The following is a 13,668-nucleotide window of genomic DNA, read 5'->3' on the forward strand; positions in this document are numbered from 1 at the left end:
CGGGAACTTCGCAGCCGATGACGAGTACGCGATGGCAGCCTGATGGCGACGGCGCGAATTTGGTGGTGCAGGCAGACAACGCCGAGTACCTTCCCACCCTGCCGGACGGCGCCTTCACGCTGATCTACGTCGACCCGCCGTTCAACACCGGGCGTACGCAGAGCCGCCGGCAGACCACCATGACCCGCAGCGCCAACGGCGACCGGATCGGCTTTGGCGGGCAGAGTTATGCCACCACCAAGGGCGCCCTGCACAGCTACGACGACGCGTTCACGGATTATTGGTCGTTTCTGGAGCCGCGGCTGCTGCAGGCCTGGCGGCTGCTGGCCGAGGACGGCACCTTGTACGTGCATCTGGATTACCGCGAGGTGCACTACGCCAAGGTCATGCTGGACGCCATTTTCGGGCGGGACTGCTTTCTCAACGAGCTCATCTGGGCTTACGATTACGGTGCCCGCGCCAAGAACCGGTGGCCGGCCAAGCACGACAATATCTTGGTGTATGTGAAAAACCCGGCGAAATATCACTTCAACAGCGCAGAAGTGGACAGGGAGCCGTACATGGCGCCCGGGCTGGTGACGCCGGAAAAGCGCGAGCTCGGGAAGCTGCCCACCGATGTCTGGTGGCACACCATCGTCTCCCCGACTGGCAAGGAGAAGACCGGCTACCCCACGCAGAAACCCGAGGGGCTGCTGCGCCGGGTGGTGGCCGCGTCCTCGCGCCCGGGTGACTGGGTGCTGGACTTCTTTGCCGGATCCGGGACACTGGGGGCCGTTGCGTTCGGGCTGGGCCGGAAGTTCATCTGCGTGGACCAGAACCCGCAGGCCATCGAGGTCATGACCCGGCGGCTGGGACTTGCCGCGACCGTCGTCGCCCATCCCCCGGCCGACTGACAGACCCCGCCCTGACCGGACGACGGCGGTCCTGGTGCTGTTAGATGAGCGGGCGGCCCTCACGCCTGGTATGCTGCCATGCTCAACGCGCGCAACTAAAGGCCCCAAAGGTCTAAGCTGCAAAAAGGCATCCGGGCTGTCGAAGCTGGTAGATAGCATCCCCTGACGGAACAGCACCGCCGCCGCTGCCACCAGTGCTCAGTACCCATGGCCTAAGTCTGCCACTCGGCTACTAAGACTGTCCGACCCTGCTGAAGTGTGCAGTATATATCAGCCGTGGCGTGCCGGAGGCACTTGTCGCGGGCGGCGCACTCATGCATTGTGGCGAGCAGCCACGTCCAGTGCCTGGCTCACCGACACCTGCTCAGGCCATGAGCGCGTTTTTTTGCCCTGTGGTCAGTACGGTGGTTCGTGCGCAGTTGGTACATGTCAGCCAATAGTGTCGGCTGGTGGTCAGGAGGGGAATGAAGAACACGGTGAGTTTCGTCGCGCGTTCTTCCACGTCCTGCCGTGCACACTGACCGCAGTATTGGCATGTCCCGGGGCGGGAGAACAAGGTATGGAACACGGTTTTGAATCCAAAGAGCAGGAACATGGTCTCTGTCGTTTCAGGGCCGGTGGTAGGCGGCGTCTGGTGGGGCCGGACCTGTTATGTCATCGACACCCTGGGAGCCGCTTGCCTCAGCCCACCTGCGTTAGCATACGGTGGAAATCAGAGGCCCAGGTGGGGCAGCGGAGTCGTGGCCGTGGTGGGGATTGCCTCGATCAATGTTGTGAGGCGTAGACGCAGATCCGCTGATCTATCGTAATTCTCCAGAGACAGGCCGTTCACGGCATCCTGAGCGGACTGCAGCAATTCTCTGCCGGCGTCAGTTAGTGCAACTGTGGTGCTGCGCTGATCGGAGATTCCCCTGTTCCTAGTAATGAGGCCCTCGCTTTCCAGCCCTCGAAGAATTTTTCCAACGGTTTGGGCCCGGATCCTGAGACTGCCGGCCAGGGCTGCTTGAGATATGGGACCGGCCGCGGCCAGGGACATCAGGGCTGTGAACGAGGACATGGTCAGTTTCAGGGGCGCCAGGACCTGGTTACCGAGGTACTCCACGAGCCGGCCTGCCGTGATCAATAACCGTGCGGTGGGCCAGGAATCAAGATCCAGTGCGCGTTGCGATGTCGGTTCTGACGGCTCCTGGGCAGGGGTTCGATCTGGTCCGGATCTCAATGGCTCACGCCCCGGCCGGGTCCCGCCGCAGTAGCTCCCGGGTGCCAACCCACAAATTGTTGTCCCACGAAGAAGGAACCTGCGCTGCAGGCTGTGGGGATTTCGTAGGTTCGTGTTCTGCGCATCGTCCCTCCGGTGCCGGTGGCGTGCAGCTGGCCCCGGCCTCGGAAGGTGGCCGCGTTCCCCGCAGACCCCGCTTTCCCGGGGCGAGCCGCGGCTGTGCGCCTGAATGAACAGTCGCACAGCCGCCGTCTCCGTTCAGTACCTAGGCGTTTTGCACATTGTCTTTGGCTTCTGCCGCTCGGTCAGTGACATCGCCAACAGCGGACTGGCTTTCATCCTTGATGTGCTCGGCAGCATCGGACACCGTGGACTTCACACTTGCCACCGCTTCCTGAGCTGGTTCCTGCAGTCCTTGCGCGATGTCTTTCGCGGCCTCGCTCAAGTGCGACGTCAACGGGGCGGCGGCGTCCTTGATGGCCTGGGCGGCTTCACGCTCTTTCTGCGATGCAGGCATCAGCGAGGCAATGAGCATCCCGGCGCCGAAAGCGATCAAACCTGCTGCGATGGGATTGCCCTGGGCTTTCACCGCGACCCGGTGCGGGGCGTCTCCGATAGCCCCTCCGGTGCCGGAGATGCTATCACCTACTCCGGAAACAGCCTCGTGCGCGGTATCAGCGACCTGGTCAGCAGCACCCATGACGCGGTCTTTGAGCCCGGTGACGGCACCACGGACGCTTTCCTTGACCTTTTCGGTCTGCCGGTCCACAATGTGCGACGGGCTGACCTTATCGGCCAGTGCATCGACGTTGGCGCTCAAGGCGGCGCGGGTCTGTTCAATGTTGGCACGCAAGACTTCTGGGTTTTCGCTCATCGTGGTTCCTCGCTTGGTTTCAGAGTTCCGGGAATTTCCTGCAGGGTTTGCGTCGTTTTGGGCAGACCCTTGATAGCTTGCATCTCCTTGCGGCCCTTCACGGCCAGCACCGCAGCGATGATGCCCCAAACAACAGCGACGATCACAGCGGACCAGCCCAGCCCTGTGACGTAGGCGCCCAGCGCCCACCACAAAGCGATGGAGAGGAACAGCAAGGTGAAGCGTGCCGCTTCCGAGGCACCGGCGAATAGACCGGCACCCTTTCCCGCGCGGATGGCTGACTGTTTAGCCTCGACTTTGGCCAGCTCCACTTCCTGGCGCATCAAAGTCGAGATGTCACCGGATACTTGACCGAGTAAATCACCCAGAGACGTGGTGGCGGCTTTATGTTCAGCGGCGGTTTGGGGGATTTCGCTGCTCATCGGTACCTTCCGCCATCCGGGAAGGACTCCGTCTCGGGAGCCAGGTAATCCGGTGTTCCGGGCAAGGCTGACGTGGAAACCGGGGCCTCCCCTGCTGCAAGAGTTGGCTCCACATACACGTCACCGGCGCCGTAGGGCTGAACAGGGGCAGGGGCAACGACCGGTGAAACAGCCCTAACCGGAGTCGTTAAGGTGCCGTTTGCTGTCCCGCCGCTGGAAGCCCCAGCGCTTAGGCCTCTGGTCAGCCGGCCAGCTAGGATGCCGACACCGGTCGCGAGAGCCAGAAACGCAACCGGACGCTGCCGGGCGAAGCCTCGCACTTCCTCAAGCAGGGACCCCGGATTCCGTCCTTCGAGCCAGGACGCCAACGAGGCAGACCTGTCCGCAGTCTGACGGACCAGATCACTGGCCGTTCCGCTCTGATCGGAAGAGTTGGCCATGGAATGCAGTTCATCAGCGACAGAACGCAGACCCCCAGCGAGTCGCTGCTGTTGAGCGTCCGCCTGATCCACCAAGTCAGTGCGCACCTGGGCAAACAGGTCCTTGGCCTGGAACGCTACTTCTGACACGACCTGACTCGTCTCATCCTTCGCTGTCTCGGCAACGTGGCCTGCCGAGTGTGCGGCCACATGGGCCATGTCAGCGGCTTCTCCCTTGACTGCGTCTGCTGTGGAGTCGCTGACCGTCGCTTCCGGGGTAGCACCGTACGACGAGGTCTGTGCGTCCTGCGTCCGTGGGTTCTCTGTCATCGTCGCTCGCTTTCAAAGGTATGCTGCTGATCCGGAACTGGGATCCCTGGTTTTTCGATAGTAACCATGCTTACCACCCTATCGTAAGCATGGTTACTTTTAAACGGTCAACCCCTCGCCGACAGGACCACAGAATAAGGGTTCGCCTCATGGGCCTTGTAAATCTCCGGTACCCAATCGCGCCAGCTGGCGTGGATCCATGTGCGTCGTGCGGCGGATGTGGATCTAGGCTAAGTATGATTACTATTCATGGGAACTAGTTCTGACGGACTATCGACGACCACCAAGTAACCGGGCCTCCGTGCTGGAAGCCCGCCGAAGGAGACAACACAGTGGGATTTTTTGCTTTTCTGGTGCTCGGACTCATCGCCGGGGCCGTCGCCAAGCTGATACTTCCCGGACGCCAGGGCGGCGGCATTATCATCACCATGATTGTGGGAGTTATTGGAGCACTCCTCGGCGGCTGGCTAGGTGGCCTGGTCTTCGGAGCACACCTGCAGAGCTTCTTCTCACTTCAAACGTGGCTGCTCGCCATCGGCGGCTCCGTGGTGTTCCTGCTGGTCTGGGGCCTGATCACCAGGCGACTACGCAAGTAACCCACCCACACAACACCAAGCCGAACCGCCCGCCGGGTTGACGGACTGATCCCTCGGTACAGGTGGCGTCGCGGTACACCGCCGATGCTTCCGTACTGTCGCGGACAACATACCTTTCCTCGGAGGAACCAATCATGGAGAGCGCCATGCCATATCCCGTTAGTCCCGCATCCCGTTGCGTGGCCATCATCATCAATCCGTCAAAAAATGTGGCCGTGGACTTTAAGACGACCCTGCTGGACATCTGCCTTGAAGAAGGCTGGGCCGAGCCACTGTGGCTGGAGACAACAGAGGACGACCCCGGCGCCGGACAAGCACGCCAAGCATTAGAGGAAGACGTGGACCTGGTCATCGCCGCCGGTGGTGATGGGACCGTGCGGTGTGTCGCTGACGTCCTCGCCGGCACGGACACACCCTTGGGGCTTATTCCCTTAGGTACCGGCAATCTCCTGGCCCGGAATCTGGGTCTGGACGTCACGGACCCTTCGCTTCCGCCCGACTGGCCCTTACGCACGGTCAAGACCGGCCCATCGATGTCGTCAAAGCCGTGGTGGACCATGCCCAGGACGAGCAGGCGTTCCTCGTCATGGCCGGTCTCGGCTTCGACGCCGCCGTCATGGCCGATACGAACGACATGCTGAAGGACAAAGTGGGATGGCTGGCGTACGTTGATGCCGGCATCCGCAACCTTCCCGGCAAACCTGTCAAAACCAACATCAGCGTCGACGGCGCCCGGCCGCTGGGCCGGAGGCTGCGCTCTGTCATGGGCGGCAACTGCGGAAAACTTCAGGGTGGCCTCGAAATTTTTCCCGGCGCTAAATTCGACGACGGCATCCTCGAAATTATGACCGTCGCCCCCAGCGGCCGGTTAGGCTGGTTCGCGGTACTCGCTGGGCTCGTCAGCCGCGGCAAAACGAAAGATCCCGCCATCGAATACTTCCAAGGCAAGAAAGTGGAAATCAGCTTCGACGCCGCGCAAGCCATCCAGCTCGACGGCGACCATATTGGAGAAGCTAAACACCTCACCATGACCATCGATCCCGGCGCGTTGCTCGTCCGCCTACCCCAGCCCTGAAGTCTTTCGGCGCCGGTTCCAAAACGTCGGCAACCGATACCGGCCTCCTACGGCCGAACGACTACGGTGCCGCTGGAGAGATCCTCAATCCGCGACAACACGTCCGGTGCCGTGAGGTTTTCCCCCAGCTGATTCGGCTTCCCCAAGCCGTGGTAATCCGACGAACCCGTCACCAGCAGCGCATGCCGGGCCGCCAACGCGCGCAGCCAGGCCTTTCCCTCCTCCGGATTGTCCCGGTGGTCCACCTCTACGCCCAGCAGGCCAGCGTCGATCATGTCCCGGAAAGTCTGCTCCCCTACCACCCGGCCGCGGGCCGAGGCCACCGGGTGAGCAAAAACGGGGACGCCTCCTGCCGCCCTGACCAGTTCAACGGCGCGCATCGGATCCGGCGCGTAATGCGAGACGTAATAGTGCGAATGCGAAGTCAGAATGCTGGCGAACGCCTCGCTCCGGTCCGCCACGACCCCCGCCGCGACGAGCGCATCGGCAATATGCGGCCGGCCGACCGTTGCCCCCGGCGCCATATGCTGGGTGACATCGTCCCAGTTCAGCGGATAATCTTCCGCCAACCGCTCCACCATGCGCTCCGCCCGGCTCAGCCTGGCGTCCTTGGCCTTGGTGATTTCCTCCAGCAGCCCAGGATGGGCCGGGTCATGCAGGTATGACAGCAGGTGGACGCTGATTCCCTCGGCGGTGCGGCAGGAAACCTCCATGCCAGGCACCAGCGCCACACCGATTTCCCGCGCGGCCGTCGACGCCTCCGCCCAGCCGTCCGTGGTGTCGTGATCGGTCAGTGCCAGCGCGTCGAGGCCGGCGTCCCGGGCCGCGGCCAGTAAAACGGCCGGCGGCTGGGTTCCGTCCGAAACATTTGAATGGGTATGCAGATCGATCCTCACCCCTACAGCCTACGTCCGGCCGCTCCCGCATGCGGGCGCCCGCGCCGGACTCCGCCCCGGGCCGCCGGTGGCCCGATGTCGGGGCGCGGTGAGAGACTTAAGGGGTGAATGAGTCCCAGCAGAGCACCCCAGAGTCCGCATCCGCACAACAGCCCCTTGAGGACCGCGTGAACAACCGGTCGCAGAAGCCCCAGTCGGAGGCCTTCCGCGCCTTCATGGCCAGCAACTGGGCCCCAGGGTCCACCACCCTGCCCGAGCGTGCGGACGTTGCGGACCATGCGGCGCGCCGTCGTCGTGCCGTGTCGGTGCAGTTCAAGGGCGAGCGCCTTGTCATCCCGGCGGGTGCGCTGAAGGTCCGGTCCAATGACACGGACTACCGATTCCGCCCGCATTCAGGCTTTGCCCACTTGACGGGTCTGGGAGTGGATCACGAACCGGACGCCGTCCTGATTTTGGAGCCGACGGACGAAGGAGAGGGCGACGACGGCGGCAACCACCGCGCCACGCTCTACTTCCGTCCGCTGGCCGGCCGGGACACGGCACAGTTCTACGCTGATGCGCGCTCGGGCGAATTTTGGATCGGTCCGCGCCCCACGCTGGAGGAATTCACCGCGCGGCTGGGGCTGGCCACCGCCCATATTGACGAGCTGGAAATGGCGGTCACGAAGAACGTGGGTGAAACCTCAGTCGGCGGTGTTTCGGTCCGTCTGGTCCGCAAGGTCGACGAAAACCTCGACGCTCTGGTCGATACCGCCCGGTACAACACGGCCAAAGACCCGGATCAGCTGGATCTCAGCGCACTGGATGCCCTCGATGACAAGCTCACCGAGGCGCTCTCCGAACTGCGTCTGATCAAGGACGAGTGGGAAGTCGAGCAGATGCGGATCGCCGTCGCGGCGACGGTGGCCGGTTTTGAGGAAATCATCAAGGCCCTGCCCCGCGCCATCACGCATCCGCGCGGCGAACGCGTGGTGGAGGGCGCGTTCTTTGCCCGCGCCCGCGAGGAGGGCAACGAGCTCGGCTATGACACCATCGCGGCGGCCGGCAATAACGCCACCATCCTGCACTGGACGCGCAACACCGGTACGGTCAAGGCCGGCGAGCTGATTCTGGTCGACGCAGGCGTGGAGGCGGATTCGCTCTACACCGCTGACGTCACGCGCACCGTCCCCGTGAACGGCGAATACACCGAAACCCAGCGCAAGGTCTACCAAGCCGTGCTCGACGCTGCCGATGCCGCCTTCGCCGTCGCCGTCCCGGGCCGGAAGTTCCGCGATGTGCACACCGCGGCTATGGAGGTTCTCGCCGCGCGGCTGGAAGAGTGGGGACTGCTGCCGGTGTCCGCCGAAATCGCGCTCTCCGCCGAGGGTCAGCACCACCGTCGCTGGATGCCGCACGGTACGAGCCACCACCTGGGCCTGGACGTGCATGACTGCGCGCAGGCCAAGCGCGAGCTCTACCTGGACGGCATCATCACCGAGGGGATGATCTTCACCATCGAACCCGGCCTGTACTTCAAGGATGAGGATCTCGGGATCGGCGCCGAATACCGCGGCATCGGCGTCCGGATCGAAGACGACATCCTGATCACCGCCGACGGCCCGGTCAACCTCAGCTCGGCGCTGCCCCGCACCCCGGACGAGGTTGAGTCCTGGATGGCCGGCATTTATGGCGCCGAGGCGGCAGCCGCGAACTGACGCCGTCACCCGGCCCGGGTCTGGGTGGGCGCCGCGAGCGTCGGGACTGCGGGCATCGTGGTGTCGGTGCCGTAGCGGATGTCGTTGCGGGTCAGGGTGGCGAGGCGTTCGAGGAGGGCCCGGAAACTGTAGGCAGGGGCCCCGTCGGCGGTGGTCCGCCGGCTGGCTTTGGTCTGCGCGGCGGTGGAGCGTTGTGCGGGGGCAACGGGGTGGAACGTACCCGGTTTGGTGGACGGGGTGCTGGTTAGTCCGGGTTCCCGACTGTAGGAGACTACGTTTATGGGTTCCACTCGCAGGAGCTCCAGCCCGGGGGAGCTGATCTGATTGGCCGCGTTCGCGGTGAACGTTTGACTGCTCGTGGTGGCCCCGGTGCTGGTGGCGGTGAGCCGGTTCCCCCGCGCGTCGTACGTGTAAGTGTAGGTGGTGGGGCGGTGCCGCCGGTTACCGCTGCCTTCGTGAGCTGACCAGCCCGGTCGTAGGTGTAGGCGGTGACGGCGTTGGTGAGGTTGTCCTTCACCCATTGAATATTCGACCGGTCCGCGGATGCGGTAGCGGGGCACGTCGGGGCGGTCGAGCCGGCCGCGTGGCAGTATGTCAGGTCCATCACGGGCCGGTTGTCGGTATCCCCGGTGCCGACCTGGGAAGTGGTGCGGGTGACGCGTCCGGTGGTGTCGTAATCGGTGTGGGAGTGCGCGGCCCAGGTCGTGTGCCCGGTGTTGGCGTCCATCCAGATATCGGTGCGCCGTCCCCGGTCATCGGTCGCGAACGCCAGAACATGATTCCCGGAGTTGTACCGGTACGTCAACGAGGTCGGGACATTGGAGGTATCGAAGGCATAGCTCGTGGTCCTGCGGGTGTCCGTGGTGGAGGCAAGATTGGAGGCCTTGTCGTAGGTGTAGGTGATGGTCCCGCCGCCGGCGGTATTCGCCCGGGAGGTCAGCCGGTCCATTTGGTCATACCCGTAGGACGTGGTCCCGGCCCCGTCGGTGGCCGTCAACGGACGCCCCCACACATCGTATGTGAAGGCGCGGGCGCCCAGGGATGACCCGATCACCGGAGTCACGGAGGTCAGCTGATGGTTAGCATCGTAGCCGTAGGCGGTTTTGTTCGTCCCGTTCCCCGGTGCGGCGGCGGTGGCGGCGGTCCCGTCCGGGTCGCGGCCATCGCGTCCGTGGTGGTCATGGTGTTCCCGGCCCCGTCGAAGCTGTACAGGGACTGGTTGCCCGCATCATTGGTCGCCGACGTCGCCAGATACTTCGTGTTCGCGGCGGTGTTCCCATACGCGGCCTGCCCGGTCGCACCACCGGCCGTCCGGGAGGCGGTAACGGAATGACCGGTGTTCGCCCCGAACGTATTCGTTGTCATGCCTGCGGTGGCCCCGGTGCCCTGCGTCGCGGTGAGGGTGTCGAAATCCCCGGTATAGGTTGCCGACCTGGCCCGGCCCAGCGGATCCGTCGCGCTGGCGACCCGCCGGCCGTGGTGAGCGCGTACGTGGTGTGCGGGCCGGTGGCTACGGCCACGCCCTGGTCGGTGTCCGGGCCCGCGACCAGGGTCTGCATCCCGGAGGGGTAGGTAAACCGGGCGTTGGCGGTGCGGTCCGCGAAGGAGATGGTCTGCCCGTCCGTATTGAACGTCACCACCGTGGCGGTGGTGCGGGAAGTCAGGGTGTAACCGGTACCGGTTTTGACTAGGTCCGCTTTCACCCCGGCCGGGGCCGTGAACGCCGTCGTCGATCCGGAAACCGGGGTGAAAAGGGCGGAGTACCCGTCCCCGGCCGTGTACAGCACACCCGTGGGCGTGGTGGTCAGGGAACCGCGGCGCCCAGGGCCAGGGTCCAGCGCGGGGCGATACTGCCGGCGTATGTGGTGGCGGAGCGGGAGTTATAGACCACGCCCAGCGGCAACTCGGCGTTGATGTCCGGCAACGACAAACGCGTCAGGGACACCATCAGGTTTCCCGTGCCGACATCGACGGACGCGTTGACCTGGCCAGTGATCCGCCGCGCAGCGCTGTACCCCTAAAAGCTTCATGATTCCCCCAATAGAGACCGAGTAATAGACCTCACCATAAGCCCATGGAATCCTGTTTTGCATAGAGCAAAACGTGGACTTACCGAAGACGTCCGATTACATAGGTCTCCGGTCGTACCGATTCTCCGACTCGATATCTTTTACCGATGAGAAACCGAGCGTTCCTTGGTCACGTCGGCAGCTTATTCTCAGGGCACTTGCCTCGTGTGCATATGGCCCTCAATGATCCGCGGTCGCCAACGGCTGCATCCCGTTATTACCGGTCGGCAGGGGGCGCGGGTTGCCGGGCATCGTCAGTGTCAACTGGTGCAGGATCCTGCTCAGGAGTCGGCGGAACCTCCGCGGCGGGTGGGTTCTCCGGGCTCTGCGGCAAACGGATGCCGTACTGCGGGCGGCCATCCGGCAGGTCCGAGTACGTCCCCGGAGTTTTTCCGGTGGTGGGGATCACGGCGCCTTCGACGGGTGTCTCTTGGCCCTGCGTGCTGCCCGCGCTCCTGTCCTCTTCCGGTGCCGAGCCATACGGATCGGTCCAGCCGTTCGGCCGGGCCGGCGGCGGCTGGATGGGCTGGCTGCGCTGGGCCGGCGGCTGGTAGAGCTGCCCCGCCTGGGCCGGATGGGCCGCGCCCTTGCTCATCGGCAGCTGGGACAGCAGCCGGCGCGCCTCGGACGAGACCTCGACGCCGACAATAACGTCATAGCTGGAGGCAAGAACCTGGCTGGTGGAGGTGAAGTCCCGTTTCCCGCGCTGCATGGCGTAGCTGGCGATCCCGAAGAGCATCCAGAAGGCGGCACCCATCAGAATGGAGGTCATCATGGAGAAGTAGCCGCCGCCGGTGGCCGAACTGGAGGCAAAGAAGGACAGCAGCACACCGACGAACAATCCGAACCAGGCACCGGTCAAGGCGCCCGACAGGGCGACACGCGGGTAGCTGAGCTTACCGGTGACGCGCTCCACCATTTTCAGATCGTTGCCCACGATGGACACCTGCTGGACCGGGAATTTCTGGTCCGCAAGATAGTCCACTGCCTTCTGGGCGTCGAGGTAGGAGGTGTAGGAGCCTACGGTATCTCCGACCGGAACAGCACGAGCTGAGTCCACGCCGCGGGTACGTCCAAAAAGATTTGCCATACTTCATTGTCTCCCATGATTCTTACTGCGCGCAGGGATATCGCTGGCAGTGAACCGCGCGCGCCCCGCCGCCGGCTGTCAGGGAGCCTAAGGGACCGGAATCGAACGCCACAATGGGGACCGGAATTCCCCCATTTGGCGGCTTGCAACGTAGCCTGTAGTAGTGAGCACCAATCCCTCACGCGTCTTCGTTGCGCGTCTCCTCGGACTCGACGTTTTTGACCCGCTGGGTGACCGGCTGGGACGACTGCGTGACGTCGTCGTGCTCGCCCGCGGAGTCAGCGGAGCCCCGCACGCGGTGGGCATCGTCGTCGAAGTCCCGGGTAAAAAACGCGTCTTCGTGCCGATGACCCGCGTGACCTCGATGGAACAAACGCAGATCATCTGCACCGGTCTGGTCAATCTGCGCCGTTTTGAACAGCGCGGCGCGGAAATGCTGGTGGTTGGGGAGCTCTTTGACCGCAAGGTCACGTTGACCGACGGCAGCGGCGAAGCCGTGGTGGAAGACATCGCCATGGATGAGATGCGCAACGGTGACTGGCTGATCTCGAAGCTGTTCGTCCGCCGTGGATCGTCCACCTCGCGGCTGCGCGGGCTGCGCCGCGGTCACACCATGCTGATCGACTGGTCTGACGCCAATCAGGGCGAAAATACCGAACCGCAGGGCGCCAGCCAGTTTGTCGCCACGCATGAAGATCTCAAACCCGCGGACTTTGCCGATGCGCTGCAGGAAATGAGCGATAAGCGGCGCATGGAGGTGGCCAGCGAGCTCCAGGATGAGCGGCTGGCGGACGTGCTGCAGGAGCTGCCGGAAGAGGACCAGGTCCAGCTGCTTTCCGCGCTGGACAAGGAGCGTGCAGCGGATGTGCTCGAGGAGATGGATCCCGATGACGCCGCGGATCTGCTGGCGGATCTCTCCCCGGCCAAGGCCGAGGAACTGCTTGCGCTGATGAACCCGGACGACGCCGACGACGTCCGCCGTCTATTGCAGTACGACGACGACACGGCCGGCGGTCTGATGACGCCGGTGCCGGTGATCCTCCCTCCGGAGGCGACCGTGGCCGAGGCGCTCGCGCACGTGCGCAGCGAGGAACTTTCCCCCGCACTGGCCTCCGCCATCTTCATTTGCCGGCCGCCGCTGGAAACACCGACGGGGCGGTTCCTCGGTGTGGTGCATATCCAGCAGCTTTTACGCAGCGCCCCGCCGGAACAGCTCGGAACCATCGTGGACACCATGCTGGAACCCGTCTCCGATCATGCCACTGTCAGCGAGGTCAGCCACATCATGGCCTCCTACAATCTCAATTCCCTGCCGGTGGTTAATAAGGCCGGCCGCTTAGTCGGGGCGGTGACTGTTGACGACCTCCTGGACCACCTGCTCCCGGACGATTGGCGAACCCATGATGACGGTGCCCCGATAAGAAGACTGGGAGGCCGAATTGGCTGAGAAGCGCCCGTCCAAGGCCGGCGACCTGGACACCCCCCGCGAGCTAAGATCACGCATGCTGCCGAACTTCGCCAGCGATCCTGACACCTTCGGCCGCTTCGCCGAGCGCTTCGCGCGGTACATGGGCACGGCGAACTTCCTGCTTTACATGACGATTTTTGTGATCCTCTGGATTGCCTTCAATGTAATCGGACTGTTCGGGTTCCAGTGGGATCCATACCCATTCATCCTGCTGAACCTGTTTTTCTCCACCCAGGCTTCCTACGCCGCGCCCCTGATCCTGCTGGCGCAGAACCGGCAGGATGACCGGGACCGCGTCACGATCGAACAGGACCGTGCCCGGGATGAGCGCAACCTGGCGGACACCGAGTACCTGACCCGCGAGGTGGCCGCCCTGCGGATCTCGCTGCGGGAAGTCTCTACCCGTGACTTTGTCAGGTCCGAGCTGCGGTCGCTGTTGGAGGAGCTGTTGGCGGCCCAGGACCAGGAGACGGATAGCGAAACGCCGGCGCAGGAGATGCGCGAAAGATCCCGGGACAGCCGGGGGCCGGGGAGACCGCAGAATTCCGGCAAAACCCGTCAGCCCAAGAGCGTCGCTCCCGCGGCGGGTCCGGTTATCTGAGCGATGCCGGATGACATGA

Annotated in this window: 19 protein-coding genes; 7 read left to right on the top strand and 12 right to left on the bottom strand. The window is 63.9% G+C overall.

Annotated elements, in window-relative coordinates:
* Nucleotides 1-17 precede the first annotated feature (17 nt).
* Entirely contained in the window at nt 18-893 is an 876-nt protein-coding gene (locus ACLLJI_RS15135) for a DNA-methyltransferase (protein ID WP_283559467.1), read from the top strand.
* 364 nt (nt 894-1,257) lie between these two features.
* On the opposite strand, the gene ACLLJI_RS15140 is transcribed toward ACLLJI_RS15135, so the two are convergent.
* The 5 genes from ACLLJI_RS15140 to ACLLJI_RS15160 form a co-directional block, all read right to left on the bottom strand.
* Nucleotides 1,258-1,488: a zinc-ribbon domain-containing protein gene (locus ACLLJI_RS15140; RefSeq protein WP_434613844.1), complete on the bottom strand. Its 231-nt coding sequence runs from the start codon at nt 1,486-1,488 to the stop codon at nt 1,258-1,260.
* A gap of 117 nt (nt 1,489-1,605) precedes the next feature.
* The gene (locus ACLLJI_RS15145) at nt 1,606-1,995 is read right to left on the bottom strand and encodes a MarR family transcriptional regulator (protein ID WP_434613847.1); all 390 of its coding nucleotides are present in this window, start codon (nt 1,993-1,995) and stop codon (nt 1,606-1,608) included.
* A 382-nt stretch (nt 1,996-2,377) separates the two neighbouring features.
* Entirely contained in the window at nt 2,378-2,986 is a 609-nt protein-coding gene (locus ACLLJI_RS15150; protein ID WP_434613850.1) for a DUF3618 domain-containing protein, read from the bottom strand.
* Nucleotides 2,983-3,408: a phage holin family protein gene (locus tag ACLLJI_RS15155; protein WP_434613853.1), complete on the bottom strand. Its 426-nt coding sequence runs from the start codon at nt 3,406-3,408 to the stop codon at nt 2,983-2,985. Before ACLLJI_RS15155 ends, ACLLJI_RS15150 begins: the two co-directional genes overlap by 4 nt.
* The gene (locus ACLLJI_RS15160; RefSeq protein WP_434613856.1) at nt 3,405-4,157 is read right to left on the bottom strand and encodes a hypothetical protein; all 753 of its coding nucleotides are present in this window, start codon (nt 4,155-4,157) and stop codon (nt 3,405-3,407) included. Before ACLLJI_RS15160 ends, ACLLJI_RS15155 begins: the two co-directional genes overlap by 4 nt.
* Before the next feature lie 332 nt (nt 4,158-4,489).
* Here ACLLJI_RS15160 and ACLLJI_RS15165 point away from each other — a divergent pair, with 332 nt between their 5' ends.
* The 3 genes from ACLLJI_RS15165 to ACLLJI_RS15175 all read left to right on the top strand — a co-directional run bounded on the left by ACLLJI_RS15165 (nt 4,490) and on the right by ACLLJI_RS15175 (nt 5,828).
* The gene (locus ACLLJI_RS15165; RefSeq protein ID WP_434613859.1) at nt 4,490-4,753 is read left to right on the top strand and encodes a GlsB/YeaQ/YmgE family stress response membrane protein; all 264 of its coding nucleotides are present in this window, start codon (nt 4,490-4,492) and stop codon (nt 4,751-4,753) included.
* 146 nt (nt 4,754-4,899) lie between these two features.
* Nucleotides 4,900-5,394 carry a diacylglycerol/lipid kinase family protein gene (locus tag ACLLJI_RS15170; protein ID WP_434613862.1) on the top strand — a complete coding sequence of 165 codons (495 nt, stop codon included), beginning with the start codon at nt 4,900-4,902 and terminating at the stop codon, nt 5,392-5,394.
* On the top strand, nt 5,301-5,828 hold the full coding sequence (locus tag ACLLJI_RS15175) for a diacylglycerol/lipid kinase family protein (protein WP_434613864.1): 528 nt from the start codon (nt 5,301-5,303) through the stop codon (nt 5,826-5,828). Before ACLLJI_RS15170 ends, ACLLJI_RS15175 begins: the two co-directional genes overlap by 94 nt.
* A gap of 47 nt (nt 5,829-5,875) precedes the next feature.
* On the opposite strand, the gene ACLLJI_RS15180 is transcribed toward ACLLJI_RS15175, so the two are convergent.
* Nucleotides 5,876-6,724: a PHP domain-containing protein gene (locus ACLLJI_RS15180; RefSeq protein WP_434613866.1), complete on the bottom strand. Its 849-nt coding sequence runs from the start codon at nt 6,722-6,724 to the stop codon at nt 5,876-5,878.
* A gap of 104 nt (nt 6,725-6,828) precedes the next feature.
* On the opposite strand from ACLLJI_RS15180, the gene ACLLJI_RS15185 reads away from it, so the two are divergent.
* The gene (locus tag ACLLJI_RS15185) at nt 6,829-8,421 is read left to right on the top strand and encodes an aminopeptidase P family protein (protein WP_434613869.1); all 1,593 of its coding nucleotides are present in this window, start codon (nt 6,829-6,831) and stop codon (nt 8,419-8,421) included.
* 5 nt (nt 8,422-8,426) lie between these two features.
* Here ACLLJI_RS15185 and ACLLJI_RS15190 read toward each other — a convergent pair whose 3' ends face one another.
* The 6 genes from ACLLJI_RS15190 to ACLLJI_RS15215 form a co-directional block, all read right to left on the bottom strand.
* The gene (locus tag ACLLJI_RS15190) at nt 8,427-8,711 is read right to left on the bottom strand and encodes a hypothetical protein (RefSeq protein WP_434613872.1); all 285 of its coding nucleotides are present in this window, start codon (nt 8,709-8,711) and stop codon (nt 8,427-8,429) included.
* Nucleotides 8,699-9,484 (bottom strand): hypothetical protein, encoded by a 786-nt coding sequence (locus ACLLJI_RS15195; RefSeq protein WP_434613875.1) that lies wholly within the window; start codon nt 9,482-9,484, stop codon nt 8,699-8,701. Before ACLLJI_RS15195 ends, ACLLJI_RS15190 begins: the two co-directional genes overlap by 13 nt.
* A gap of 5 nt (nt 9,485-9,489) precedes the next feature.
* Nucleotides 9,490-9,786, bottom strand: a complete 297-nt coding sequence (locus ACLLJI_RS15200) for a hypothetical protein (RefSeq protein WP_434613878.1) — start codon at nt 9,784-9,786, stop codon at nt 9,490-9,492.
* Complete coding sequence (locus ACLLJI_RS15205; RefSeq protein ID WP_434613881.1) at nt 9,783-10,208, bottom strand: hypothetical protein; 426 nt, start codon at nt 10,206-10,208, stop codon at nt 9,783-9,785. The genes ACLLJI_RS15200 and ACLLJI_RS15205 overlap by 4 nt, the downstream gene beginning before the upstream one ends.
* 17 nt (nt 10,209-10,225) lie before the next feature.
* On the bottom strand, nt 10,226-10,369 hold the full coding sequence (locus ACLLJI_RS15210; RefSeq protein ID WP_434613884.1) for a hypothetical protein: 144 nt from the start codon (nt 10,367-10,369) through the stop codon (nt 10,226-10,228).
* 338 nt (nt 10,370-10,707) lie between these two features.
* Nucleotides 10,708-11,580 (bottom strand): general stress protein, encoded by an 873-nt coding sequence (locus ACLLJI_RS15215; RefSeq protein WP_434613887.1) that lies wholly within the window; start codon nt 11,578-11,580, stop codon nt 10,708-10,710.
* A 163-nt stretch (nt 11,581-11,743) separates the two neighbouring features.
* Between ACLLJI_RS15215 and ACLLJI_RS15220 the strand changes: the two genes are divergently transcribed.
* Together ACLLJI_RS15220 and ACLLJI_RS15225 are read left to right on the top strand one after the other, a co-directional pair.
* Complete coding sequence (locus tag ACLLJI_RS15220) at nt 11,744-13,027, top strand: magnesium transporter MgtE N-terminal domain-containing protein (RefSeq protein WP_283559476.1); 1,284 nt, start codon at nt 11,744-11,746, stop codon at nt 13,025-13,027.
* On the top strand, nt 13,020-13,649 hold the full coding sequence (locus ACLLJI_RS15225; RefSeq protein WP_434613891.1) for a DUF1003 domain-containing protein: 630 nt from the start codon (nt 13,020-13,022) through the stop codon (nt 13,647-13,649). The genes ACLLJI_RS15220 and ACLLJI_RS15225 overlap by 8 nt, the downstream gene beginning before the upstream one ends.
* Nucleotides 13,650-13,668 lie beyond the last annotated feature (19 nt).

The sequence above is a fragment of the Arthrobacter sp. A5 genome (genome assembly GCF_051131705.1).
Taxonomy (GTDB): domain Bacteria; phylum Actinomycetota; class Actinomycetes; order Actinomycetales; family Micrococcaceae; genus Arthrobacter_M.

Excerpts from the sequence above, each read along its gene's own strand:
- ACLLJI_RS15135 (WP_283559467.1), top strand. The coding sequence starts at position 18 with ATGACGAGTACGCGATGGCAGCCTGATGGCGACGGCGCGAATTTGGTG.
- ACLLJI_RS15170 (WP_434613862.1), top strand. The coding sequence starts at position 4,900 with ATGCCATATCCCGTTAGTCCCGCATCCCGTTGCGTGGCCATCATCATC.
- ACLLJI_RS15155 (WP_434613853.1), bottom strand. The coding sequence starts at position 3,408 with ATGAGCAGCGAAATCCCCCAAACCGCCGCTGAACATAAAGCCGCCACC.
- ACLLJI_RS15150 (WP_434613850.1), bottom strand. The coding sequence starts at position 2,986 with ATGAGCGAAAACCCAGAAGTCTTGCGTGCCAACATTGAACAGACCCGC.
- ACLLJI_RS15210 (WP_434613884.1), bottom strand. The coding sequence starts at position 10,369 with ATGGTGTCCCTGACGCGTTTGTCGTTGCCGGACATCAACGCCGAGTTG.
- ACLLJI_RS15140 (WP_434613844.1), bottom strand. The coding sequence starts at position 1,488 with ATGTTCCTGCTCTTTGGATTCAAAACCGTGTTCCATACCTTGTTCTCC.
- ACLLJI_RS15200 (WP_434613878.1), bottom strand. The coding sequence starts at position 9,786 with ATGACAACGAATACGTTCGGGGCGAACACCGGTCATTCCGTTACCGCC.
- ACLLJI_RS15160 (WP_434613856.1), bottom strand. The coding sequence starts at position 4,157 with ATGACAGAGAACCCACGGACGCAGGACGCACAGACCTCGTCGTACGGT.
- ACLLJI_RS15215 (WP_434613887.1), bottom strand. The coding sequence starts at position 11,580 with ATGGCAAATCTTTTTGGACGTACCCGCGGCGTGGACTCAGCTCGTGCT.